Below are 21782 nucleotides of genomic sequence, written 5' to 3'. Positions count from 1 at the left end.
GTGCAGATGGGCGTGTGGTGCCACCGGTGCGCGAGGGCGCGACGGACTCCGGCCCGAGGCGGATCCGCGGATCGGTGGATGGGCGTGCCGGGGAGGGACACGGCCTTCGGGCCGCGTCGTGGCACGGTGAAGTCGTCGGCCGCGCGCCGGGGTGCGCGCGGCCGACTGCGAGCGGTGCTCGTGCGGAACCGGAACCGGAACCGGCTCCGTGGTGGTCAGTTCACCCGGTCACCGGGCCGTGGACCCGGTTGCCCGGCCGTGGACCTGGTTACCGGGCAGTGGACCCGGTCATTCGGCGGTGGACCCGCTCAGCCTGCGGTGGGCGGAGCCTTGAGAGCCGGCAGCAGAACGGTGTCGATGACGGTCATGAGCTGTTCTTCGGTGGCTGGGGAGCCGTAGAGGATGTCCAGCGCGAGCCAGGGACCGAACACGACCTGTTCCGCGACGGCGAGGGCCGGGTGCCCCGCGGCGATCTCCCCCCGGTCCACGGCCCGCTCCAGCAGTCTGGTCAGGTCGTTGACGATGGGGTGGATCAGCACCTCTCGGACGACGCCCATCAGGGCCTCGTCCTGCACGATCGCCTGGGGCAGCGACGCGAAGGTCTCCTTGTCCGGGTCGTTGGTGACCAGCAGGTGCACATAGGTCGTCAGATCGCTGTGGAGGCCGCCCGTGTCGATCCCGGCGAACGCCTCAAGCCGCTCGCGGCCGTGCGCCCGCCACGCGGAGATCACCAGCCGCGGCTTGCTCTCCCACTGCCGGTAGAGCGTGGCCGTACTGCACTTGGCCCGCCGGGCCACCTCCGCCATGGTGAGGCTGTCGTACCCGACCTCGCCGACCAGTTCCGCCGTCACCCGCAGCAGCTCCTGCTCCCGCTCCGGGGTGAGCTTGCGCCGACGCGATGCCTCCGGTGCCTCGGCCATGACGCTCCTGATCCGGTCGTTCGATGCTGACAGGTGAACCGTACCCGCCCCACATATCGAAAATCAAATTTTCGAAAACGCGATTTTCTCTAAGGGTTCACGGCGCCAGCACCCGCCCGAGGAAGCCGCGCAGATAGCCCGCGACGACGTCCAGGTGGCTCTCCAGCAGGAAGTGACCGCCGTTGATCAGGTGCACTTCCGCGTCCTTGGCGTCGCGGGCGAAGGCCCGTGCGCCGGCCGGACCGAAGATCTCGTCGTTGCGGCCCCAGACGGCGAGCACCGGGACGTCGCTGCTGCGCAGGAACTCGTGCAGCAGCGGGTAGAGCGGGCGGTTGTTCTGGTAGTCGCGGAACAGCGCCAGTTGGATCTCGTCATTGCCCTCGCGGGAGACGAGGGCGTGGTCGTGCTCCCAGGTGTCCGGGCTGACCAGGCTCGGGTCGGGCACGCCGTGCACGTACTGCCAGCGGATGGCGTCGCGGCTCAGCGCGGTGCGGACGGCGGGTTCGGTGTCGGGGCCGGGGTTCGCTCCGTAGGCCCAGAGGCCGTCCCAGAACGACTCGACGAAACCGTCCTCGTAGCCGTTGCCGTTCTGGGTGACGAGGGCGGAGATCCGTTCGGGGTGCCTGAGCGCGAGGCGCCATCCGATGGGGGCGCCGTAGTCCTGGACGTAGAGGGCGTAGCGGTCCAGGCCCAGCTGGCCGAGCAGCGCGGAGGTGAGGTCGGCGAGGGCGTCGAAGGTGTAGTCGAACTCCGTCGCGGGCGGGGCGTCGGAGTGGCCGAAGCCGAGGTGGTCCGGCGCGATGACGCGGTAGCGGTCGGCCAGCAGCGGGATCAGTTCGCGGAACATGAACGAGCTGGTCGGGTAGCCGTGCAGCAGCACGATCGCAGGGGCGTCGGCGGGGCCGGCCTCGCGGTAGAAGATCTCATGACCGTCGACGACGGCGGTCCGATGGCGTACTGAGCTCATATCTAACCCCTTCAAGCATTCAATCCGGTTAGCCTCTCGCCAGGCAAGCATGAGTGAGCTAACCTGTCAAGCGACTCGATCCGGTTAGAAAGAGAGGGGTGACCGATGGACGCACTGCTGGACCTGCTCAACAGCAGGCCGCTGATCAACGGCGAGGAACAGGACGCGCTCGGCGACCCGGCCGGAGCCAGACGCTGGGCGCGCGAGCACGGCGGCGACGGCAGCCCTACGGAACTGGCGCTGCTGCGCAAGACGCGGGACGCCCTGCGGGACGTGGTGCGCGGAGAGTGTTCGCCCACCGCGCTGGGTCCGTTGCTCGAAGGGGTCCACCAGATCCCGGAGTTCACTTCGGACGGCCTTCAGTGGACGGTCGAGACTCCCCCGCACGCCCGGCTGGCCGTCGAGATGGTCCTCGCCTGGGCCGCCACCGAGCAGCACATGCCCGGCCGGCTGCGCCCCTGCGCCAACGACGAGTGCCAGCTGTTCCTGCTCGACCGCAGCCGCGCCAACCGCGCCCGCTGGTGCTCGATGGCCGTCTGCGGCAACCGCGAGAAGGCGCGTCGACACTACGAGCGCACCCGCTGACCTGCCCCGGGCTTCGGTGGCGCCGGGTCGGCCGTACGCCCGTCCCGGCGGGCGCCCGGGAGATGACCGGGGCGCCCGCGCGAGTACTACTCTCCGAGCGGCTACCGGCGACGCAGCGACGGGTCGAGCAGCGCGGGTGGGGTGTCGTTCTTCTCGTGCGCGGCGAGGTCGACACCGGGCGCGACGATGGCGTCGATCGCGTCCAACACGTCGCCGGAGAGCACGGTGTCGGCGGCGGCGAGCTGCGAGTGCAGGTGGTCCAGCGTGCGGGGGCCGATGAGCGCGCTGGTCACGCCGGGGTGCGCGGTCACGAAGCCGAGGGCGAGCTGGATCATCGTCAGCCCGGCGCCGTCGGCGACCTCGGCCAGCTGCTCGACCGCATCGAGCCTGGCCCGGTTGGACGGGAGTGCGGTGTCGAAGCGCTGCGGCATGAAGGTGGAGCGGTTGGTGGCGACCTTCCGGCCTTCGCGGACCGCGCCGGACAGCCAGCCCGAGGCCAGGGGGCTCCACGCCAGCACGCCGAGGCCGTACTCCTCGGTCACGGGCAGAACGTGGGTCTCGACCCCGCGCTGAAGGATCGAGTAGCTGGGCTGTTCGGTGACGTAGCGGCTCAGCCGGTGCTCGCGGGCGGCCCACTGCGCCTGGACGATGCGGTGCGCGGGGAACGTCGACGAGCCGAAGTGGCGGACCTTTCCGGCGCGTTGGAGGTCGGTCAGCGCGGACAGGGTTTCCTCGTCACTGGTGCTCGGGTCCCATCGGTGGACCTGGTAGAGATCGACGTGGTCGACGCCGAGGCGGCGCAGGCTGTCCTCCAGCGCGGTGACCAGCCAGCGGCGCGAGCTGCCCCGGCGATGGCGCTCCTCCCCCACCGGCATGCCGGCCTTCGTGGCCAGCACGACGTCGTCACGGCGGCCGGCGACGGCCTTGCCGACCATCTCTTCGGACTCGCCGCCGCTGTAGACGTCGGCGGTGTCGATGAGGTTGATGCCGGCCTCAAGGGCGGCATCGACGACGGCGGTGACCTCGTCCTGGGTGGTGCGCCCGATCCTCCCGAAGTTCATCGCGCCGAGCGCGAGGGAGCTGACCTGCACACCGGTGCGACCCAAGGTGCGGTACTGCATGGCTGTGTTCCTCCATGGCGGATTTGTGCGTGTTGGCGAACTGCACGGAGCCGGTCCCGGACCCTGCGGCGCTGGGGGTGAGCGGCGATGAGGCGCCAGCTCGACTAAACTCAAAGCGGAACCTTGTTCCAGATACGATACGGAACACTGTTCCGCTTAGTCAACCAGCAACCGGACGGAGAGCGCGGTGCCCACTTCAGACCAGCCAGTGAAGGCGTCGAGCCGAAGCAAGCGGGCCGATGCGCTGCGCAATCAGCAGGCGCTGCTCACCGCCGCCGCCGAGGTGTTCGCCACCTCCGGCATCGATGCGCCGATCCGCGAGATCGCAACCAGGGCCGGCGTCGGCATCGGGACGATCTACCGCCACTTCCCGACCCGGGCGGACCTCGCCGTCGCCGTCTATCGCCATCAGGTCGAAGCGTGCGCCGAGGCCGGCGCGACCCTGCTGGCCGACGCCGACTCCCCGCTCGCCGCGCTCCGCCAGTGGGTCGACCTCTTCGTCGACTTCCTGGTCACCAAGCACGGACTCGCCAACACGCTGCAATCGGACAGCGGATTCGACGCGCTGCACGCCTACTTCCTCGACCGCCTGGTGCCGGTCTGCTCCCAACTGCTCGACGCCGCGGTCGCCGCAGGTGAAATCAAGCCCGGCACGCACGCCTACGAACTGATGCGCGGCATCGGCAACCTCTGCATCGGGCGTGACAGCGACCCGCGCTACGACCCCCGCCGACTGATCGCACTGCTACTCCAGGGGCTGCGGCAACCGCAGTCACCCTGACGCGCGGGCGCCTAGAACACGTCGCGCAGGGTCTCCAGGAGGCGGGCGATGTTCGCCTCGTCGCGGCGGTAGTAGGTCCACTTGCCCCGGCGGGTGGCGATCACCAACCCCGCCTGCCGCAGCGTTGCGAGGTACTGCGAGGTGGTTGACTGCCCCAGACCCACGCGCCGCTGGATGTCGGTCACGCAGACGCCGATCTCGACGTCGCCGGGCTCCTGACCGGGGAAGCTCATCGGCTCCTTGAGCCACACCAGCATCTGACGGCGGGTCGGGTTGGACAGGGCCCGGAACACAGCCAGCAACTCCGCCTCCGAGAACATGCGGCGATCGTAACGCACCGCACATATTGACGATTCGCGATATGTAGATCTAAGGTTGCGGCATGTCGACTTCGATGCGCGTGGTGGAACTGGTCCGCTTCGGTGACGCGGACACCGCGTTCGCCACCCGAGACCTGCCGAGACCCACTCCAGGACCCGGTCAGGTGCTGGTGCGCGTGCTGGCCACCTCCGTGAACCCCCTCGACCTGCAGACCCGACGCGGCGACTACCGCGACCAGGTGGCGCTGCCCGCCGTGATCGGCAACGACGTGTCCGGCGTGGTGGTCGAGACCGGCCCCGGGGCTGCCGACTTCCAGCCGGGCGACGAGGTCTGGTACCTGGCGCCGGTGTTCGCCGGGCAGGGCACGTACGCCGAGTTCCACGTCGTCGACCAGGCCCTGGTCGCCCGCAAGCCCGCACGGCTGTCGCACATCGAGGCCGCCGGTCTCGCGCTCGTCGGCGTGACGGTGTGGGAGGCACTGGTCGAACGCGCCGGCGTGCGGGCCGGCGAACGGGTCCTGGTCCACGGCGGAGCGGGCGGCGTCGGCTCGGCCGCCATCCAGGTCGCCCGCGCCCTGGGAGCCGAGGTGGTGACGACCGCGCGAGCACGGGACCACGAGTTCGTCAGAGGACTGGGAGCCGACGCCGCGATCGACTTCTCGACCAGTGACTACGTGCCGCAGGTCCGCGCGCTGGGCGGGGTGGACGTCGTCCTGGACACGGTGGGCGGCGACACCCTCACCCGCAGCCCGGAAGTCCTCGCCGACCGGGGCCGCGTGGTGTCCATCGTGGACATCCCCGAGCCTCAGAACCTGCTCGCCGCGTGGGGCGTGAACGCCACCTACCACTTCCTCTTCGTCAGCCCCGGCCGGGCGAAGCTCGAAGCCCTCGGGGACCTCGTCGACCAGGGCGAACTCCGCCCGGTGATCGGCGCCGTGCTCCCCTTGGCCGACATCGCACAGGCACACGCACTGCTCGAAGGCGGCTCCGCCGGCGAGGGCCGCCGACGCCCACGCGGCAAGATCACCATCGCCGTGCACCAGAGCACCGACCCCGCCCGCCGCACTAGCGACTGAACGCCCCATCTCCGCCGGCGTACCGAACCACAGCAGTTCGCCCTCGCTCACCCATGCCACGATGCGGGGGTGGATACGGCTGAAGTCACACGTGCGATCGCGGCTGCGACTTCGGTCGCCGCATCGCTCCACCTACCGGCCAACGACGCAGTGGTTCTGCACAACTCGAACAAGCTGGCACTACGGCTGACACCATGCGACGTCTTCGCCCGGGTCGCTCCGGTGGGTCAAGAGGTTGCACAGTTCGAACTCGATCTCGCTCAGCGGCTCACCGAAGCCGGATGCCCGGTGTGCCCCGTGGAGCCTCGGGCGGCCTCGCGCGTGTACACGAGCGACGGTTTCGCAGTGACGCTGTGGACCTACTGCGAACCCGTCACGCCCCACACCTCACCGGTCGACTACGCCAAGGCACTGGAGCAACTGCCCACCGGCATGCGCAAGGTCGACGTGCCGAGCCCCAGGTTCACGGACCGGATCACCGAGGCGGAAGAAGTCGTCGCCGACCCGAGTCGCTCACCGGAACTCACCGACGCGGACCAACTTGTACTGGCGACGCCTGTCACAGACCGGCCGGGCCCTCGTCCTTGCGCAACAGCCATTCCCTGACCGAAGGAACACGGTCAAGGAGCTGGCTGACCTGCATGCCTTCTACGCGTGACGTCACCCTCGGCAGCGGAGCGAAGTCGTCAGGAAGCACGTCCAGCAGGCTCATCACGCGGTCTCCCGCACGCAGAGTGAGCAACAGCTCGCACCGCAGCTGACGTGGAACGTCCGGGCGGTGCGAGAGGCTGTTCCACACGGCCGGCCACAGGTAGTGGGCACCATCGGGCGCCGCATTCGCACGCACCCACGCCGGGTCCAGCCGCTGGTTCAGGCTGAGTTCACACGCCCGCTCCTCCAGCCTGAACAGCGAGGCCGAATCGATGACCTTCACTTCGCGAGGCAGCGGCTGATCGAAGTACATCGCCCCATTCACCTGTTGGGTGCGTCCAGCCTGCCGGGCTCAGTGGCGGCGGCGTAGCGGCCGGCGAGTCTGGCGCAGGCTTCATGGAGGGCTGGTGGGCCGATGACGTGCAGGTTCGCGTCGAATCGGCCGAGGCTGGCGGCGAGGGCGGTCCAGGACCAGGATCCTGTGATGACGCGGCATCGTGTGGGCCCGAGCGGTTCCACGATGCCGTCGGCGGTGTGGGGTGCGACGTCTGAGGCGGGGAGATCAAGGATGGCCTCGCCTTGGCAGGGCCAGGCGGCTTCGGTTCCGTCGGAGCCCCGGAAGCGGCTGGTGACGAACGTGGAGACGTCCCCACCGGGCAGCCGGCGTGCGGTGAAGCGCGGACCGGTCGGTGTGCGCGGGGTCATGCGGTCGGTGCGGAAGGTGCGCCAGTCGTCGCGATCGAGGTCCCAGGCCAGCAGGTACCAGTGGGTGCGCCAGGCCACGAGGTGGTGGGGTTCCACGCGGCGTCGCTGTGGTGCGGCGTCCCGGTGTGGGGTGTAGTCCAGGCGCAGCACCTCGCGGCGCTGGATCGCGGTGCTCACGGTGGTGAGCAGGTCCAGGGCCTGGGCCGGTGGGGCGCCGGGATCGGGTGGGCGCACGGTGGTGACGTGGAGTGCGTCGATGCGTTGCCGCAGGCGCGGGGGGAGGACGTTCCGGATCGTCGTGAGTGCCCGGTCGGCGTCTTCCGCGATCGCGGGGTGGGCGGTGCTCTGCAGGGCGACGGCCAGGGCGATGACCTGCTCGTCGTCGAAGAGCAGCGGTGGCATCTGCGATCCGGGACGTAGACGGTATCCGCCGCCCGGGCCCTTGTCCGTGGCCACCGGGTAGCCCAGCGCGCGAAGGCGGTCGACGTCACGGCGCACGGTGCGCACGGTGACTTCCAATCGCTCGGCCAGGTCGTCTCCGCTCCACTCCGGTCGTGCCTGGAGCAGGGAGAGCAGGGCCAGGAGCCGCGAGGACGTTTTCTGCATGCCTCCATCATCCACCAGTACAGGACACAACCTGTCCTGTACTGGTGCCATGCTCCTTCACAGATTCCGAGGAAGGGCGTTTCGCCCGTCATCCGCATGTGCCTCATCCGGCGCATTTCAAGGTAGGAGCAGACCATGTCCGTCACCACCACCACGCATCTGAACTTCCGCGGCTCGGCCCGTGAGGCGCTGGACTACTACCAGTCCGTCTTCGGCGGGCACGCCGTCGCCGTGACCTACAAGGACGCCGGCAACGTCTCGAACGAGAACGAGGCGGACTGGGTGATGTGGGGCCAGGTCGTCGCCGACAACGGCTTCCACGTCATGGCCTACGACGTGCCCTCGGCGATGCCGTACGAGAAGGGCACCAACCCGTTCTTCGTGTCCGTGCGCAGTGAGGAAGCCGACGAGATCAGCACCCTGTGGCAGCGACTGGCCGCGGGCTCGAACGTGCTGCGCCCGCTGGAGCCCGCGGCATGGGCCCCGCTGTACGGCATGCTGACCGACCGCTTCGGCGTGACCTGGGTCCTGGACGTCACGGCCCCCTACAACGGCTGACCCACCCCCGGGCGGGCACCCCCGCAACGGGTGCCCGCCCCGCTCGTCTTCGCCATCAGCACGCCGACGGCAGTCGGCCCCCACGGAAGCGGACCCTGTTATGCGCATGCGTCAGCTCGGCCGGACCGGCATCGAAGTCAGCGCCTACTGCCTGGGCACCATGATGTTCGGCCCCAACGGAAACCCGGATCACGACGCATGCACCCGCATCGTGCACCGGGCCCTGGACGGCGGCATCAACTTCATCGACACGGCCGACGTCTACGGACACAGCGAGGCCGAGCAAATCCTCGGCCGCGCCCTCAAGAGCCGCCGCGACGACGTGGTTGTGGCGACCAAGTTCAACGGCCCCATGGGCGAGAGCCCCCTCCACAGCGGCAGCTCACGCCGCTGGATCATGAAAGCGGTCGAGGGCTCACTACGCCGCCTGAACACCGACTACATCGACCTCTACCAGATCCACCACCCCGACCCGCACACCGACATCGAAGAGACGCTGTCCGCCCTCACCGATCTGGTCCGATCCGGCAAGGTCCGCGCCATCGGCTCCTCCAACCTGCCCGCGAGCGACATCGTGCAGGCCCACTGGGTCAGTGAACGCCGGGGCCTGCACCGGCTGCGCACCGAGCAGCCCACCTACTCCATCCTCAACCGGGCGATCGAGCGCGAGATCCTCCCCGTCGCCCGGCGCTTCGGCATGGGCGTGCTCGTGTGGAGCCCGCTGGCCATGGGCCTGCTCACCGGCCGCTACCGCAAGACCGACGCCCCGACCAGCAACGGAACCGCCCGCATGCGCTGGGTCCCCAGGCATTTGACCGACCCCCGCAAGCTCGACGCCGTCGAGCAGCTGGTCCCCCTCGCCGAACGGGCCGGCCTGCCGCTCACCCACCTGGCCATGGCCTTCGCCACCGCCCACCCGGACGTCACCTCGGCCATCATCGGCCCCCGCACCCTCGACCAACTCGACGACCTGCTGGCAGGCGCCGCGACCGTGCTCGACGACGCCGTCCTGGACCGGATCGACGGCATCGTCCCGCCGGGCACCGACATCGGCCCGCTCGACGTGGCCTACCAGCCCCCCTCCCTCACCGACACCGGCCAACGGCGTCGCCCCGGATCCGAGCGTGCCGCAGCCTGACATGAGCGTCCTGACCCAGCGCGACCTCAACCGGGCCACCCTCGCCCGCCAGCACCTCCTCGAACGCGAGGACTGCACCGCCCTCGACGCCGTGTCCCACCTGGCCGGAATGCAGGCCCAGGCCCCGCAGGAACCGTTCACCGGCCTCTGGTCGCGCGTCAGGGCGTTCACCCCAGCCGACCTGGACAACCAGCTCATCGGCCGCCAAGTTGTGCGCACCCACCTCATGCGCCGCACCGTCCACCTCGTCACCGCCACCGACGCGCTCGCCTGGCGCGCCCGCCACGACGCCATGCTGCGTCAACGCGTCCTGTCCACCTACCGCAGCGAACTCGCCGGCATCGACCTGGACGAACTGAGCACCGCGGGCCGGGCCGTGCTGTCCGACGACCAGCCACGCGCCATGGGCGAACTCGTCGGCGCCCTCCGCGACCGCTGGCCCACGCCGCCCAGCCGGGTGCTGGGCGAACTCCTCGTCGCCGCACTCATCCCCATGGCCCAACTACCCCCCAGAGGACTGTGGAAGACGACCGCGGGCGTCCGCAACCTCTCCCTCTCCACCTGGCTGCACCAGCCCGTCCCCCAACTGCCCGCCGACCCGGACGATCCGACCGGACAGCGACTCGTCCTGCGCTATCTGGCCGCCTACGGCCCCGCCACCACCGCGGACATCCGCGCCTGGAGCGGCCTGGCCGGACTGCCCACCGCGGTCAAAGCCCTCCGCGGCGACCTCATCACCTACCGCGACGAACGCGGCCGTCTCCTCCTCGACCTGCCCGACGCACCCCGCCCACACCCCGACACCCCCGCGCCCGTCCGCTTCCTGCCCGCCTTCGACAACGCGATCCTCGGCTACCACGACCGCAGCCGCATCATCGACGACCCCCACCTCGGCCTCTCCGTCGCCGGACAACGCGCCGTCCTCATCGACGGCCGCGTCGCCGCCACCTGGACCACCGACGACCGCCGCCTCACGATCAACCCCCTGCGCAACCTCAACCGGACCGAAAAGCAAGAACTGCAGGCGGAGGGCCGGAACCTGGCCACCTTCCTGGACCAGGGCATCGACACGATCCACATCGCCGAACCCACCTGAACCAGAGCAATGCCAGCGTGGGTCATTCGAAAGCGTTCTACAGCCCCACGGAATTCCCCTCAGACACGGCCTAGTACTGCAACGGCACTTAGGCGTACGCCAGTGCTTCCGTGTCACAGCTCGCCAATCGGGAGATTTCGATCATGACCATCCCCCTATCCGCTCTGGACCTTGTGGTCGCGGAGTCGAACCGGACTGCTGTCGAGTCGCTCGACGCAACCAGGCGAACCGTGCTCCGATTGGACGAACTCGGTTACCGGCGAGTCTGGTTCGCTGAACATCACGGGACCGAACTGTCGGCGAGCGTGGTACCGGCGGTTCTGATGGCGCACTTCGCGGCACCGACACGGCGTATCCGGCTCGGGTCCGGTGGCGTCCTGGCGCCCAACCACGCGCCACTGGCCGTGGCGGAGCAGTTCGCTACCCTGGCGACGCTGCATCCGGATCGCATAGACATGGGCATCGGCCGCGGGCCGGGTACGTTCGACGGGTCGATCGTGCGGGCGCTGCGTCGGGGCGGTGAGCCGACCACGGGCGCGGAGTACGCCGAAGACGTGGCCGCGATCTTGCGCTATCTGTCCGGCGAAGGCGGAGTGCAACTGCTAGCCGGCTGGCGACCGGACGCACGGGGCGCCAGCCCATGGCTGCTGGCATCCAGCCCGGCCAGCGCGGAGTTGGCGGCCCGGCTGGGACTGCCGATCGCGCTGGCGCACCACATCCGGCCGGACCAGAGCGTGGCCACAGCGGAGCGTTACCGAGAACTGTTCACACCGTCGCGGTGGGCGGACCAGCCTTTCGTGATGGCCGCGGTTGAGACAGTCGTAGCCGACACCGACGAGGAGGCCGCACGCCTGGCACGCCCAACCGACGTCGCGAGGTCCAAGCAGACCTCGGCGGCGCTGCTCTCCCCGGAAGAAGCGGCCTCGTACGAGATCCCGGAAGAGACGCGCGGCACCGTGGAGGCGATCGGCGCGTCGCAGGCGCGCGGCTCGGTGGAGACGGTGCGCCGCCGGTTCGCGGCGATCGTGGATCAGACCGGCGCTGACGAGCTGATGCTGTATGCCTCCGTGTATGACGCCGACGCTCGGATCCGTTGCTACGAGCTGGCTGCGAAGGCCGTCGAGTAGAAAGCGGGGCGGGTCTCTCTGTGATCACGGCTGTGCGTCGTGGGGCAGCCAGGTGCTCGTGCGGGGCGTCACTTGATGGGCGTTGCGGTGCCGTTGGGGCCGCAACGAACCGTCCACGGTTCCTCGGGACCGAGGTTGCTCTCGTGGATGCGGATGTGGACCTGGGTTGCGGGTCTGTCGCCCGGGACCTGGGCGTGGGCGGCGGTGCAGACGATCTGGCTGACGACGGTGAAGTCGAGGTCGCCTGTGGCGACTTGGAGGGGGATGGAAACGTCGACGGTGCCGGTTGTCGTGGTGGCGGTGAGACGGCCGACCGTCGGAGGGACTTGGGTGGTCAGGCCGCGTTCACGTTCGGCGGCGGTGGGACCTTTCAGGAGAAGGTCAAGAGCCTGTTGCGGGTCGAGCGGCCGGTCCGTGGGGCGGGTGACGGCGCGGACGCCGTAGGGGTCGGCGAAGTAGATGCGGACGGAGCTGTTTGTGGTGCCGGGCTGCGGGATTCCCGAGGCGGGCGCGCCCGCCCGCACGGGTCCGGTGGCGCTGATCCCACAGCCGGTGGCTGAAGCGATGAGCAGCGCGGCAGCGCAGGTGCGGAGGGCGCGCCGTCCCCGGAGGTGATGGGTCATCGCTGTTCCTGGGGGGCGGCGGCGAGCGGAAGGGTGAGGGTGAAGACGGCGCCACGGTCGGGGGTGTTGCCCGCGGTCAGGGTGCCGCCGTGCAGGAGGGCGTTCTCCTGGGCGATGGCCAGGCCGAGGCCGCTGCCTTCCGAGCGGGTGCGTGCCGCGTCGGCTTTGTAGAAGCGTTCGAAGACCTGGGGAAGGACGTCGGCGGGAATGCCGGAGCCGTGATCGATGACCGTGACGACCGCTTTGCCGTCCTCGACGTGGGCGCAGACGGTGACGGGGGGCTTGCCGTGGCGCAGGGCGTTGCCGATGAGGTTCGCCAGGACGACGTCGATTCGGCGGGGGTCGGCGTGTACCGGAACGGGGGTCGGCAGGTCGGTGCGAACGCGTTCGTCGTCGGCCCAGCCGCGCAGTTGGAGGGTCTTGGACACGACGGTGCGTAGGTCCAGGTCCTCGGCGTCCAGCGGGGCGGCCTTGGCGTCGAAACGGGACACCTCCATCAGATCCTCGACCATCCGGGCGATCTTGCGGGTCTCCTCGCTGATCAGCCGCACGGCGTCGGCGGTGTCGGTGGGCAGGGCGCCGCACGCGGCGTCCTCGTCGAGGACCTCCGTGACGGCGACCATGGCCGCGAGGGGGGTGCGCAGCTCATGGGCGACGTCGGCGGCGAAACGGCGCGCGCCCGCTTCCATGCGGCGCAGTTCGGCGTCGTCCTTCTGCAGGGTCGCGGCCATGGTGTTGAAGGAACGGGTCAGGTCGGCGAGCTCGTCGTGCCCCTCGGCATCGAGGCGGGTGTCGAACTCACCGGCGGCGACGCGTTCGGCGCCGCTGCGCAGCCGTCGTACCGGGCGCAGCACGCTACGGGCGGCGAACAGGGCCGGGACGACGGCGAGGACGAGTGAGGGTATCGCTCCGGTGCGGGCGGCGGTGACGAGAGCGTCGATGTCGGCCTGGTCGCCGTCGAGGGGGAAGGAGGCGTAGACGGTCAGCCCGGAGAGCTTGCCCGCGCTGCCCGGGCGTGACGGGTCGTGGGTGTAGGCGACGGGCATGCCGACGGTCAGCCAGGGACGGCCGTCGCGTTCGGTGCGCTCGTACGCCGCCTGCCCCTTGTCCTTGACGGTTTCACGAAGTCCGCGGGGCACGGGTGGTGCGTCGGGGGAGGCCGAGACGGGATCGCCGCCCTGGTACGAGGCGGAGGACCGCCATGCCCGGGCGCCTCCGGCCCGGTCGAGCTGGACCGTCACGCTGCGCAGGTCCTTGCCGCTGGGCGGCATGGTCAGGTCGGGGGCGAGGGAGTCGAGCTGGGTCCGCAGGTCGGCGACGGCGGAGTCCTGGGTGCGCGCCAGGATCGCCGAGCGGGCCTGCTGGAAGGTGAGGCCCGCGGTGAGCAGGGCGCCGAAGGCCGCGGCCAGGAGGAAGGCGGCGACGAGCCGTACCCGCAGCCCCCTGGGAAGGCGGAGCCGGGTGTTCACTCCACGGGTCCGAAGCGGTAGCCGAAGCCGCGCACGGTCTGCACGTACACCGGCTGGCGCGGATGGTTCTCGATCTTGGCGCGCAGCCGCATCACGCAGGCGTCGACGAGTCGGACGTCCCCGTAGAAGGCGTACTCCCAGACCTGCTCCAACAGCTGTTGCCGGCTGTAGACCTGTCCCGGGGTAGAGGTCAGGAACAGCAGCAGCTTGAGCTCGGAAGGAGCCAGTGCCAGTTCGGCGCCGTGTTTGGTCACCACCAGGGTGGTGCGGTCCACCGTCAGGTCGCCGTAGTGCTCCACTCCTGCCGGAGGTATCGCCCCCTGGGTGTCCTGGGCGGGTGCGACGCGGCGCAGGACGGCCTTCATCCGGGCTTCGATCATCGCGCCGCCGGCCGGTTTGGTGATGTAGTCGTCGGCGCCCGCTTCCAAGCCGACGACCACGTCGATCTCGTCGCCGCGCGCGGAGAGGATGATGATCGGAACCTGCTTGCTCTCACGGATCCGGCGGCACACCTCCAGGCCGCTCATCTGCGGCAGCATCAGATCGAGCAGCACCAGGTCGGGCCGGTAGCGCTCCAGGGCGAGGAGCCCGGTCTCGCCCCGGGCGGCGACCTCCACGTCGTGCCCCCGGCGCCCGAGCGCGAGCGAGACGCCCTTTTGTACGGCGGGGTCGTCTTCGATGAGCAGGACTCGTGCCATGGGCGGTGCTCACTTCTCCATCTGCTCGGTCGGGGCGAGGGGGGTGTATTCGACCAGGATGTTCGAAGGGTATGACGCTTTTCCCCGCGTTTCATGACGAAACGATGACAACCGGTCGTTGCCGGTAAATGACCGGTTCTGTCGGAGACATGAGCAATGACGCACACAGCAGCCGGGGGCCCCGCACCATCCGACGGACGGTGGTCACCACCGCCGCGGTCCTGGGTCTGGCAGGAACGGCCGCCGTCGCCATATCGCTGGATTCTAGCGGCGAGGCAACCAGCGACACGGCGGCGGGCCCGAGTACGGCAGCCGCTCCCACACCGCCCACACCCGCCCTGCCAGGACCCACCGTGGACATGGCCATCGTCCGGGAGTCCGAGGACGACGGGAAGACGGTGAACCTCACGCTCGACGACGGCCCCGACCCACGCTGGACCCCCAAGGCACTGGAACTGCTCAAGCGGTACAAGGCCCAGACCGTCTTCGCCTTCACCCCGCCGAGTCGCCAGATCGCGGCGGCTCACGGGATGCGGAACCTCGGCTGGAACGTCGATCCCGGCGACTTCCGCCGGCCCGGCGCCGACGCGATCGTCCGTGCGGTCCTCCCCTGGTTCACCGAGCAGGGTTACGCCTTCAGCTTCCCCCGGGCCACATAACGGTCGCTCACCGCGACCTTCGCCCCCGCGGGATCGAAGCCGTCGGCTGTACGGAGTCGGGTTGGACCGCGCCGGAGCCGTCCCAGGCGAGACCAACAAGTGCGCCCGACAAGCACGGCACGGACACCGTTGCGGTGACCAGGGCTCTGGCAGCGTATGCCGACGTGTCTCCTGCCACGTGACGAGACGATGACAGCGCTCCCGGTCGCACCAGCGGGCGGTTTCGCTGGAGTCATGAACAGGAAGAACTCTTTCTCCTCTCGACGTCGGTACGCCCTCGCCCTCGTCATCGCGACGAGCGGGCTTGCCCTCACCGCCTGTGGCGGTGCCGACGACATCCGTACCGAGGGAACCACCACAGCCGCGGTACCAGGCGACCAGTCGTCCGCCGGCAGTGAGAAGAAGGGCACAGGACCGGACAAACTCCTGTGGATGGGCGACTCCATCGGCGAGGCGCAGGCCCCCGCTCTCGGGGCGGCGCTGAAGGCCGGCGGCGTGGAGTTCAAGTCCGTGGCCGCCGCCGGTGGTGGCGGCGTCATCGGCGAGATGGCCGCTCCGACCTGGGAATCGCTCCCCAAGGAGCTGGCCTCGTTCAAGCCGGACGTCGTCGCCTACCAGATCACCACCTTCGACTGGGGCACTCCCCAGGAGCAGCGCACCGCCTACGAGCGCCTGGCCAAGACCGTGAACGATGCGGGCGCCGAACTCGTCATGGTCTCCGCACCCCCCTTCAAGGTCGACGACTTCTACAAGCCCCATGCAGCCGCGATCGGCACCGCGCCGAAGTCGGCCAAGAGCGTCGCCGACCAGCGTCCGGACTCCGTCCACTTCCTCGATGCCGCACCGCTGTGGGGCACCGACAGCGCCGCCGCCAAGGCGCAGCGCAGCAAGGACGGCATCCACTCCTGCCAGCAGGGCTCGGCAGCGTTCGCGCAGTGGTTCGGCAAGGAGCTCAACGCGCTCTACTCCTACGCCCCGGCGGCGGCCGACCAGTGGGCCACCGGGGCATGGACCGCGGAGAAGGTCTACGGAAAGTTCGGCTGCTCGTAGCCGGCAGGGGGCCGCTGCCGCCCTTCCCGTACCGGACACCGACATAGGGGTGCCGCGGCCCGTGCTCGGCCGCGGCACCCGGTCCTTCCCGACGGAGACCCATGACCGCTCAGACATCACCTTCCCACCGACGCCCCCGCTCCCGGACCACTGTCCCGCCGTCGCCCGCCGGTCGGCACATCGCCCCTCTCAACGGACTGCGGGGGCTCGCCGTCCTCGGGGTGCTGTTCTTCCACGCCGGCCACTTCAGCGGTGGCTTCCTCGGGGTCGACCTGTTCTTCGTCCTGTCCGGTTTCCTGATCACCGGCCTGTTGCTGAGGGAGGCACAGGCACACAACGGCCGCATCGACCTCCTCGGCTTCTGGGGACGGCGTGCACGCCGTCTGCTGCCCGCACTCGCCGTCATGATCGCGGGCACCCTGCTGCTCCTGTGGGCCTTCGGCCCGCCATCCCTGCTCCGCCACGCCCTTGATGACACCCCCTGGGTGCTGGCGAACCTCACCAACTGGCACTTCATCGCCGACCAGGTCGGCTACTGGCAGGCCGGCGACACGCGAGTATTCGGCCACCTGTGGAGCATCGCCGTCGAGGAGCAGTTCTACCTCCTGTGGCCGCTGGTGACCGGCCTCGCGGCCCGCGGCCGGTACGGAGACCGGTGCGTCGCCGCGGCGGCCGTGACCGGCGCCGCCCTCTCACTGATCGTCATGATCGCCCTCACTGATCCGGTCGACACCACCCGCGTCTACGAGGGCACCGACACCCGCGCCTTCTCCCTCCTCCTCGGCGCGCTGATGGCCACCGCTACCGCGTCCCGCCTCCTGGACCACATCAGCGAACGGACGGCGGGATGGTGGGCCCTCGTCCTGGCCTGCGGGATCGGTGCCTACTGGATCACCGCCGACGGACAGAACTCCCCCTCGCTCTTCCACGGAGGGCTCTTCCTCCACGCACTGGCCGCGGCCCTGCTGATCGCCTGCCTCGCCCGAGCCCCACACACTCCCCTCGGACAGATCCTCGGCACACCCGCCCTACGCTGGTTCGGCCTGATCTCCTACAGCCTCTACCTGTGGCACTGGCCCATCTACCTGATACTCAGCGAGGAACGCCTCGGCCTGGCCGGTTGGGACCGTACGGCCGTCATCCTCAGCGCGTCCATCGCAGCCGCCGCCGTCTCCAAAAGGCTCGTCGAAGACCCCATCCGGTTCCGCTCCCCCTGGGCACAAGGCCGCACCGGAGCAGCCGCCCTCCTCGCCACCTTCACCGCGCTGGCAGCCCTATGGGCACTCATCCCCGAACCACGCACCGGAGCCGGCACCGTCGACATCACGCGCCTCGTCTCCGCACCACCCACCGAAGCCGGACCCCGCCCTCCCAGCGGCGCGCCCTGATCAGTTCGGGCCGTCGGCGTCCCAGCCGTACCTCCTACTGTGCTTGTGCGCCCACTTAGCCTGTGCAGGCGCCGTTCCCAAGAGCACGCCACCCGCAGGCCACAGAGTTATGTCAACAGCCCCGCTACCCGCAACCGTCGTCATCGACGGCACCCTGTTCACCGACGCGCTCCCACGCCCGCTACGCACCCTCCCAGGCTTCTCCATCGGCATGCCCACCGCCGAGAAGACAGCCCTGCACACCCGCTACGACCAGCGGGCCGCCTACGCCTTCACTCCCCACAGCCGCCCCGACACCGACGGCTACCAGCGGTTCAAAGGCCCCGCGCTCGCAGGACACCTCCGGTGCCCCAACGCACCCAGATCCCTACGCTTGCCCCACACACACCCCACCATCAACTGCCGACCCGGCAGCGACTGCGCCTGCGGAAAAACCGTCACCCTGCCCCCGGACCTCATGCCCTGGACCCACCAACGCACCATCTGGGGCACCACCGCCTGGGCCGCCGACTACGGACGCCGCGCCGCCGTCGAATCCGGCAACGCCGAAATCAAAACCCACCGCCTCCACCTCGACCGCGGCTTCACCCGCGTCTTCGGCACCACCAAAAACAGCATCCTCATCGCCTTCGCCCTCGCCGGCCTCAACCACACCCTCCTCCGCACCTGGCACACCAAACGCAACCAACCCGACCCCTGGGCAACACACACCGGCGAACCCGACAACACCTCACAGACCACACCCACACCCCGAACCCGCGCACGCCGCCGCCACACCAGCCTCACCACCCTGACCAACAAACCACCCCCAAGCTGACCAGTCTCAGCAACCACACACCACCACACCCAGCACCATCACGAGCAACCACGGCGTGCCCCGAAACCACCCCACCCACGGGCGAAACCGCCGACACGCCGATCCTCACGCCAGAACCAGCACCGCAGAGCACCGCCCGCACCGGCAACCAAGCCCCACCACACAAAACCCCGCACATACCAAAAACTCCCAGCACGGGACCAAGCCCGTACTGGGAGTTATGTGAAGCCAACCTGGGCAATTCTGTGAACTACCCCTGGTGTCCGAGGGGGGACTTGAACCCCCACGCCCGATAAAGGGCACTAGCACCTCAAGCTAGCGCGTCTGCCATTCCGCCACCCGGACCGGTGGCCACCTTGGGTTTCCCCGTGGCGACAAGACAACAATACCAGGGGTTCGAGGCGGTCCACGACCACGTTTTCGCCGGTCAGGGAGGTGGGCGTGACGGTGGGGGATGCCGTGGACACCCTGTGGCGTGGGGTCGACGGACGGCACCTGGGTGCTTACGGAACGTGAATGCGAGGCGGCATCGACCGGGGGCGCTGGGGTGCGGTGGAGGGTGGGGTGTGGTGCGATGGAAGAGAGTGAAGGCCCGAGGAACCCCCTGCTCGCCCAGGGCGCGTTCCCGCCTCACTGCTGCGGGTGACGCGTCGCGATCCACATGCTTTTGCGGGATCTGCAAGCTCCGGAAGATCGATACCGGCGCGTCCACGCCCGGCGACGGCTGAGCCGGAGGACCGAGGGCCGGCGGACCACGGACGACGCTCCGAGGAGGACGCCATGTCCGGCACCGGAAATCCGAACGGTCTTCCCCTGCCCGAGAACGAGCGGGAGGACCCTTTCGACATCGTTTACAGCGCGCGGGTGGACCGGGAACTGACCGGGGAGGTCTCCCGGGTGCCGCTCGCGGACGTCGCGCGGAGGTACGAGGAAGAGCCCGAGCCCAAGGCCGTCGAGGGGGTGGAGGGACCGCGGGAGCGGGACAAGGTGCATCCCGTGCTGCGCGAACTGCTGGGGGCACAGGACGTGAACGCCCGGGCGGAGGTCGTCGTCGTCTTCGACGACCCCGTCACCGTTCCCCGCTTCCCCGAGCCCGCCTCCGACGAACCCCGCGACTCCGAGCGCAACGCACTCGTCCAGGAGCGCTGCGCCGACCTGGTGCGTTCGCTCCGGCAGGAGCGGGCGGACGGGTACCAGCGGGTCTCCGCCGAGTTGGCGGAGCTGGGGGCCACGGTGGTGGAGCGCTTCTGGCTGATCAACGGGGTGTTGGCGGAGTTGCCGCTGGGCGCGGTGGAATCCGTCGCGGCCCGGGACGACGTCGTCTCGGTGGAGCCCCGCCACTCCGGCGAGGTCCCGCCGCAGGACGAGGTCGACGACGGGCGGGCCCGCATCGTGTCCGATCCGTACTTCGACCTGGGGCAGACCGCGGGGTTCATCGGGCTGCTCGACACCGGCGTGCGGTTCAGTCACACGCTCTTCAACAACCCCACGACGATCGCCTTCCGCCGGGACTGCAACAACGGCGGCGCCGACTGCAACACGGGCAGCAACCTCAACCCCAACGACGACTGTTGGAACCACGGCACCTCGTCCGCTGCGATCATCACGGGCAACGGCAACCAGGGCAACGACTTCCGCGGGGTCACCGCGATCACCCTGGACAGCTTCAAGGTGTACGCGACGGCGAACCCGTGCCAGGGGTTGGACGAGGCCGCGGCCATCCGCGGCTTCCAGGCCGCCGTGGCGGCGGCCGACCGGGTCGTGGTCGCGGAGATGCAGGGCGGCGGGGACCACGACAGCGCGCTCGCCCGTGCGGCGGACGCGGCGTTCGACGCCGGTGCGGTGGTCATCGCCGCGAACGGCAACAACGGGCCGAACTTCTCCACGGTGAACTGCCCGGCGAACGCCCGCCGCGCCATCGGGGTGGGCAACTTCGACGTCCAGACGCTCGACCCGATCGCCAGCCAGAGCCGCGGTCCGACGGCCGACAACCGGGTCAAGCCCGACATCCAGGCGCCGACGAACACCGAGACCGCGAGCAATGCGTCCGACACGGCCCGTCAGGTGTTCTCCGGCACCAGCGGTTCCACGCCCTACGCGGCGGGCGCGGCGGCGCTCCTGCGCAACTGGCTGCGCGGCGGCCCCTTCGACCCCATCGACCCGGGTCAGGTGTACGCCCAGCTCATCCTCTCGGGCCAGCGGCCGAACTTCGACAACATCGCCGGAGCGGGACCCCTGTCGCTGCCCGTCAACTCACACGCCTGGTGGGGCAAGACGACCGTGTCCAACGGGCAGACGCTGGACATCTCCTTCGGCGGTGCCGCGTCGGCCGAGGCGGTGAACGCGGCGATCTGGTGGCCCGAGTCCGACACCCACAACGACATCGACCTGCGGTTGGTGCGGGTGGCCACGGGGGCCGTCGAAGCGTTCAGCGTCTCGACGGGCAGCGTCTTCGAGCGCTGCCGGGTCTCGGGCGGCAACGCCGGCGGCGACTGGCTCGTCCGCGTGAACGGCTTCAACGTGCCCTCGGGGTCGCAGACCGTGTACTTCGCGATGACGCAGGGGCAGTGAGCGGCTGCGCCCCACCGCCGGCTGCGTCATCACCGCCGGCTGCGCCCCACCGCCCCTGCCCGGCCACGTCGACGTGGCCCGTCAGGTCAGCTTGCCGCCGTAGTCGGGCAGCTTGAACGTGCGCTCCGCGTGGCCGCCGACCAGGTCGGTGGGGCGGTTGCCGATGTTCGCGACGATCGTGTAGCCCTTCGCCTCGATCTCCGCGCGCTTGGCCGTCTTGTACCGGCTGACCTCGTGGAACAGATCGGGCAGGCGCTGTACGTACAACCCGTCGACGGGGTAGCCGACCTTCTTGAGGTTGTACTCGGTCAGGCCCTGGATGATGCCGGGCCTGGCGGTGACGAAGAAGACGGCCACGTCCCGGGAGTCGGCGAAGCGCGCGAGCTCCAGCATCGGTGCGATCGCATCGGTCGGGTACTCCCAGAAGGGGTGGAAGTCCGTCTCCAGCGAGGTGTTGTCGATGTCGAGGACGATCGCCCGGCGCTCGTCCGAGGGGCCGTCGGCGGTGCGCTGTGCCACGTGCGCCCGCGCTTCGGCGACGACCGGGGCGACGTCGCGCTGCCAGGTCGCGTAGTCGACGCCGGCGAGCGTGGCGCTGCTCGGGTGCTTGGGCCCCGGCGCCCCGCGCTCGGCGGCGGACGCGGTGGACGCCGTGGCCATCGGGGCGGCGAGGGCGGCGGCGCAGGTGAGCGCGGCGACGGCGGCGACCGGCCGGGCGGTGCGGGTGCGCACGGGCATGAGGCAGCTCCTGGAAGGAAGTGGGGGGCGAGAACGTCCTTGTCATGCTCGCGGCCCATCATGGCCGCCGGGCGGCCCCGGCACTACCGCCCGGTAGCAAATATGTGAGAGACGTTCA

General features: G+C 69.8%; 23 protein-coding genes and 1 tRNA gene. 13 read left to right on the top strand and 11 right to left on the bottom strand.

Translation table 11 applies throughout. From position 1 onward, the window contains the following. Positions 1-308: 308 nt before the first annotated feature. Positions 309-920: a TetR/AcrR family transcriptional regulator gene (locus ABZ842_RS06860; protein ID WP_361532859.1), complete on the bottom strand. Its 612-nt coding sequence runs from the start codon at positions 918-920 to the stop codon at positions 309-311. 97 nt (positions 921-1017) lie between these two features. Further along, positions 1018-1887 (bottom strand): alpha/beta hydrolase, encoded by an 870-nt coding sequence (locus ABZ842_RS06855; protein ID WP_361532856.1) that lies wholly within the window; start codon positions 1885-1887, stop codon positions 1018-1020. Between the two features lie 105 nt (positions 1888-1992). On the opposite strand from ABZ842_RS06855, the gene ABZ842_RS06850 reads away from it, so the two are divergent. After that, complete coding sequence (locus tag ABZ842_RS06850; RefSeq protein WP_361532853.1) at positions 1993-2472, top strand: CGNR zinc finger domain-containing protein; 480 nt, start codon at positions 1993-1995, stop codon at positions 2470-2472. Positions 2473-2573: 101 nt separating this feature from the next. On the opposite strand, the gene ABZ842_RS06845 is transcribed toward ABZ842_RS06850, so the two are convergent. Further along, positions 2574-3593: an aldo/keto reductase gene (locus ABZ842_RS06845; protein ID WP_361532850.1), complete on the bottom strand. Its 1020-nt coding sequence runs from the start codon at positions 3591-3593 to the stop codon at positions 2574-2576. Between the two features lie 187 nt (positions 3594-3780). On the opposite strand from ABZ842_RS06845, the gene ABZ842_RS06840 reads away from it, so the two are divergent. Next, positions 3781-4374, top strand: a complete 594-nt coding sequence (locus ABZ842_RS06840; protein ID WP_361532847.1) for a TetR/AcrR family transcriptional regulator — start codon at positions 3781-3783, stop codon at positions 4372-4374. Positions 4375-4385: 11 nt separating this feature from the next. Here ABZ842_RS06840 and ABZ842_RS06835 read toward each other — a convergent pair whose 3' ends face one another. Next, positions 4386-4694 (bottom strand): metalloregulator ArsR/SmtB family transcription factor, encoded by a 309-nt coding sequence (locus ABZ842_RS06835; protein WP_361532843.1) that lies wholly within the window; start codon positions 4692-4694, stop codon positions 4386-4388. 62 nt (positions 4695-4756) lie between these two features. Between ABZ842_RS06835 and ABZ842_RS06830 the strand changes: the two genes are divergently transcribed. Together ABZ842_RS06830 and ABZ842_RS06825 are read left to right on the top strand one after the other, a co-directional pair. Beyond that, the gene (locus ABZ842_RS06830) at positions 4757-5770 is read left to right on the top strand and encodes a zinc-binding dehydrogenase (RefSeq protein WP_361532840.1); all 1014 of its coding nucleotides are present in this window, start codon (positions 4757-4759) and stop codon (positions 5768-5770) included. Between the two features lie 69 nt (positions 5771-5839). Beyond that, positions 5840-6376 (top strand): hypothetical protein, encoded by a 537-nt coding sequence (locus tag ABZ842_RS06825; protein ID WP_361532837.1) that lies wholly within the window; start codon positions 5840-5842, stop codon positions 6374-6376. Here ABZ842_RS06825 and ABZ842_RS06820 read toward each other — a convergent pair. Both ABZ842_RS06820 and ABZ842_RS06815 read right to left on the bottom strand, forming a co-directional pair. Then, positions 6330-6734 (bottom strand): hypothetical protein, encoded by a 405-nt coding sequence (locus tag ABZ842_RS06820; protein ID WP_361532834.1) that lies wholly within the window; start codon positions 6732-6734, stop codon positions 6330-6332. The genes ABZ842_RS06825 and ABZ842_RS06820 overlap by 47 nt on opposite strands. A gap of 8 nt (positions 6735-6742) precedes the next feature. Further along, complete coding sequence (locus ABZ842_RS06815; RefSeq protein ID WP_361532831.1) at positions 6743-7732, bottom strand: transcriptional regulator; 990 nt, start codon at positions 7730-7732, stop codon at positions 6743-6745. 135 nt (positions 7733-7867) lie between these two features. Between ABZ842_RS06815 and ABZ842_RS06810 the strand changes: the two genes are divergently transcribed. The 4 genes from ABZ842_RS06810 (at position 7868) to ABZ842_RS06795 (ending at position 11651) form a co-directional block, all read left to right on the top strand. Next, on the top strand, positions 7868-8290 hold the full coding sequence (locus ABZ842_RS06810; protein WP_361532828.1) for a VOC family protein: 423 nt from the start codon (positions 7868-7870) through the stop codon (positions 8288-8290). Positions 8291-8390: 100 nt separating this feature from the next. Beyond that, positions 8391-9428 carry an aldo/keto reductase gene (locus ABZ842_RS06805; protein WP_361532825.1) on the top strand — a complete coding sequence of 346 codons (1038 nt, stop codon included), beginning with the start codon at positions 8391-8393 and terminating at the stop codon, positions 9426-9428. Position 9429: 1 nt separating this feature from the next. After that, complete coding sequence (locus tag ABZ842_RS06800; protein ID WP_361533455.1) at positions 9430-10524, top strand: winged helix DNA-binding domain-containing protein; 1095 nt, start codon at positions 9430-9432, stop codon at positions 10522-10524. Between the two features lie 110 nt (positions 10525-10634). Continuing rightward, positions 10635-11651 (top strand): MsnO8 family LLM class oxidoreductase, encoded by a 1017-nt coding sequence (locus ABZ842_RS06795; protein ID WP_361532822.1) that lies wholly within the window; start codon positions 10635-10637, stop codon positions 11649-11651. Between the two features lie 68 nt (positions 11652-11719). Here the strand turns inward: ABZ842_RS06795 and ABZ842_RS06790 are convergent, their stop codons facing one another. The 3 genes from ABZ842_RS06790 to ABZ842_RS06780 are packed head-to-tail and all read right to left on the bottom strand — an operon-like array spanning position 11720 to position 14441. Further along, positions 11720-12274 (bottom strand): GerMN domain-containing protein, encoded by a 555-nt coding sequence (locus ABZ842_RS06790; protein ID WP_361532819.1) that lies wholly within the window; start codon positions 12272-12274, stop codon positions 11720-11722. Continuing rightward, positions 12271-13743, bottom strand: a complete 1473-nt coding sequence (locus tag ABZ842_RS06785) for a HAMP domain-containing sensor histidine kinase (protein WP_361532816.1) — start codon at positions 13741-13743, stop codon at positions 12271-12273. Before ABZ842_RS06785 ends, ABZ842_RS06790 begins: the two co-directional genes overlap by 4 nt. Next, a complete protein-coding gene (locus ABZ842_RS06780; RefSeq protein ID WP_361532813.1) occupies positions 13740-14441 on the bottom strand; it encodes a response regulator transcription factor in 702 nt (233 codons plus the stop codon). Before ABZ842_RS06780 ends, ABZ842_RS06785 begins: the two co-directional genes overlap by 4 nt. A gap of 149 nt (positions 14442-14590) precedes the next feature. Here ABZ842_RS06780 and ABZ842_RS06775 point away from each other — a divergent pair, with 149 nt between their 5' ends. The 4 genes from ABZ842_RS06775 (at position 14591) to ABZ842_RS06760 (ending at position 18355) form a co-directional block, all read left to right on the top strand. Beyond that, a complete protein-coding gene (locus ABZ842_RS06775; RefSeq protein ID WP_361532810.1) occupies positions 14591-15100 on the top strand; it encodes a polysaccharide deacetylase family protein in 510 nt (169 codons plus the stop codon). A 234-nt stretch (positions 15101-15334) separates the two neighbouring features. Further along, positions 15335-16150: an SGNH/GDSL hydrolase family protein gene (locus tag ABZ842_RS06770; RefSeq protein WP_361532807.1), complete on the top strand. Its 816-nt coding sequence runs from the start codon at positions 15335-15337 to the stop codon at positions 16148-16150. Positions 16151-16251: 101 nt separating this feature from the next. Then, positions 16252-17538, top strand: coding sequence for an acyltransferase (locus ABZ842_RS06765; RefSeq protein WP_361532804.1), 1287 nt, complete (start codon positions 16252-16254; stop codon positions 17536-17538). A gap of 109 nt (positions 17539-17647) precedes the next feature. After that, positions 17648-18355 (top strand): hypothetical protein, encoded by a 708-nt coding sequence (locus ABZ842_RS06760; RefSeq protein WP_361532801.1) that lies wholly within the window; start codon positions 17648-17650, stop codon positions 18353-18355. 257 nt (positions 18356-18612) lie between these two features. Here the strand turns inward: ABZ842_RS06760 and ABZ842_RS06755 are convergent. After that, positions 18613-18700: transfer RNA gene (locus ABZ842_RS06755), tRNA-Leu, on the bottom strand. A 435-nt stretch (positions 18701-19135) separates the two neighbouring features. Here ABZ842_RS06755 and ABZ842_RS06750 point away from each other — a divergent pair. Continuing rightward, positions 19136-20926, top strand: coding sequence for a S8 family serine peptidase (locus tag ABZ842_RS06750; protein ID WP_361532798.1), 1791 nt, complete (start codon positions 19136-19138; stop codon positions 20924-20926). An 81-nt stretch (positions 20927-21007) separates the two neighbouring features. On the opposite strand, the gene ABZ842_RS06745 is transcribed toward ABZ842_RS06750, so the two are convergent. Then, the gene (locus tag ABZ842_RS06745) at positions 21008-21586 is read right to left on the bottom strand and encodes an HAD family acid phosphatase (protein ID WP_361533452.1); all 579 of its coding nucleotides are present in this window, start codon (positions 21584-21586) and stop codon (positions 21008-21010) included. Positions 21587-21782: the final 196 nt, after the last annotated feature.

This window comes from Streptomyces sp. NPDC047315 (genome assembly GCF_040643215.1).
Classification (GTDB): domain Bacteria; phylum Actinomycetota; class Actinomycetes; order Streptomycetales; family Streptomycetaceae; genus Streptomyces.
The sequence above is the reverse complement of the archived record's forward strand: the minus strand, read 5'-3'. Positions and strand labels throughout refer to the sequence as shown.

Excerpts from the sequence above, each read along its gene's own strand:
- ABZ842_RS06860 (WP_361532859.1), bottom strand. The coding sequence starts at position 920 with ATGGCCGAGGCACCGGAGGCATCGCGTCGGCGCAAGCTCACCCCGGAG.
- ABZ842_RS06855 (WP_361532856.1), bottom strand. The coding sequence starts at position 1,887 with ATGAGCTCAGTACGCCATCGGACCGCCGTCGTCGACGGTCATGAGATC.
- ABZ842_RS06850 (WP_361532853.1), top strand. The coding sequence starts at position 1,993 with ATGGACGCACTGCTGGACCTGCTCAACAGCAGGCCGCTGATCAACGGC.
- ABZ842_RS06845 (WP_361532850.1), bottom strand. The coding sequence starts at position 3,593 with ATGCAGTACCGCACCTTGGGTCGCACCGGTGTGCAGGTCAGCTCCCTC.
- ABZ842_RS06835 (WP_361532843.1), bottom strand. The coding sequence starts at position 4,694 with ATGTTCTCGGAGGCGGAGTTGCTGGCTGTGTTCCGGGCCCTGTCCAAC.
- ABZ842_RS06830 (WP_361532840.1), top strand. The coding sequence starts at position 4,757 with ATGTCGACTTCGATGCGCGTGGTGGAACTGGTCCGCTTCGGTGACGCG.
- ABZ842_RS06820 (WP_361532834.1), bottom strand. The coding sequence starts at position 6,734 with ATGTACTTCGATCAGCCGCTGCCTCGCGAAGTGAAGGTCATCGATTCG.
- ABZ842_RS06815 (WP_361532831.1), bottom strand. The coding sequence starts at position 7,732 with ATGCAGAAAACGTCCTCGCGGCTCCTGGCCCTGCTCTCCCTGCTCCAG.
- ABZ842_RS06810 (WP_361532828.1), top strand. The coding sequence starts at position 7,868 with ATGTCCGTCACCACCACCACGCATCTGAACTTCCGCGGCTCGGCCCGT.
- ABZ842_RS06805 (WP_361532825.1), top strand. The coding sequence starts at position 8,391 with ATGCGCATGCGTCAGCTCGGCCGGACCGGCATCGAAGTCAGCGCCTAC.
- ABZ842_RS06800 (WP_361533455.1), top strand. The coding sequence starts at position 9,430 with ATGAGCGTCCTGACCCAGCGCGACCTCAACCGGGCCACCCTCGCCCGC.
- ABZ842_RS06790 (WP_361532819.1), bottom strand. The coding sequence starts at position 12,274 with ATGACCCATCACCTCCGGGGACGGCGCGCCCTCCGCACCTGCGCTGCC.
- ABZ842_RS06780 (WP_361532813.1), bottom strand. The coding sequence starts at position 14,441 with ATGGCACGAGTCCTGCTCATCGAAGACGACCCCGCCGTACAAAAGGGC.
- ABZ842_RS06775 (WP_361532810.1), top strand. The coding sequence starts at position 14,591 with ATGAGCAATGACGCACACAGCAGCCGGGGGCCCCGCACCATCCGACGG.
- ABZ842_RS06770 (WP_361532807.1), top strand. The coding sequence starts at position 15,335 with ATGAACAGGAAGAACTCTTTCTCCTCTCGACGTCGGTACGCCCTCGCC.
- ABZ842_RS06765 (WP_361532804.1), top strand. The coding sequence starts at position 16,252 with ATGACCGCTCAGACATCACCTTCCCACCGACGCCCCCGCTCCCGGACC.
- ABZ842_RS06760 (WP_361532801.1), top strand. The coding sequence starts at position 17,648 with ATGTCAACAGCCCCGCTACCCGCAACCGTCGTCATCGACGGCACCCTG.
- ABZ842_RS06750 (WP_361532798.1), top strand. The coding sequence starts at position 19,136 with ATGTCCGGCACCGGAAATCCGAACGGTCTTCCCCTGCCCGAGAACGAG.
- ABZ842_RS06745 (WP_361533452.1), bottom strand. The coding sequence starts at position 21,586 with ATGGCCACGGCGTCCACCGCGTCCGCCGCCGAGCGCGGGGCGCCGGGG.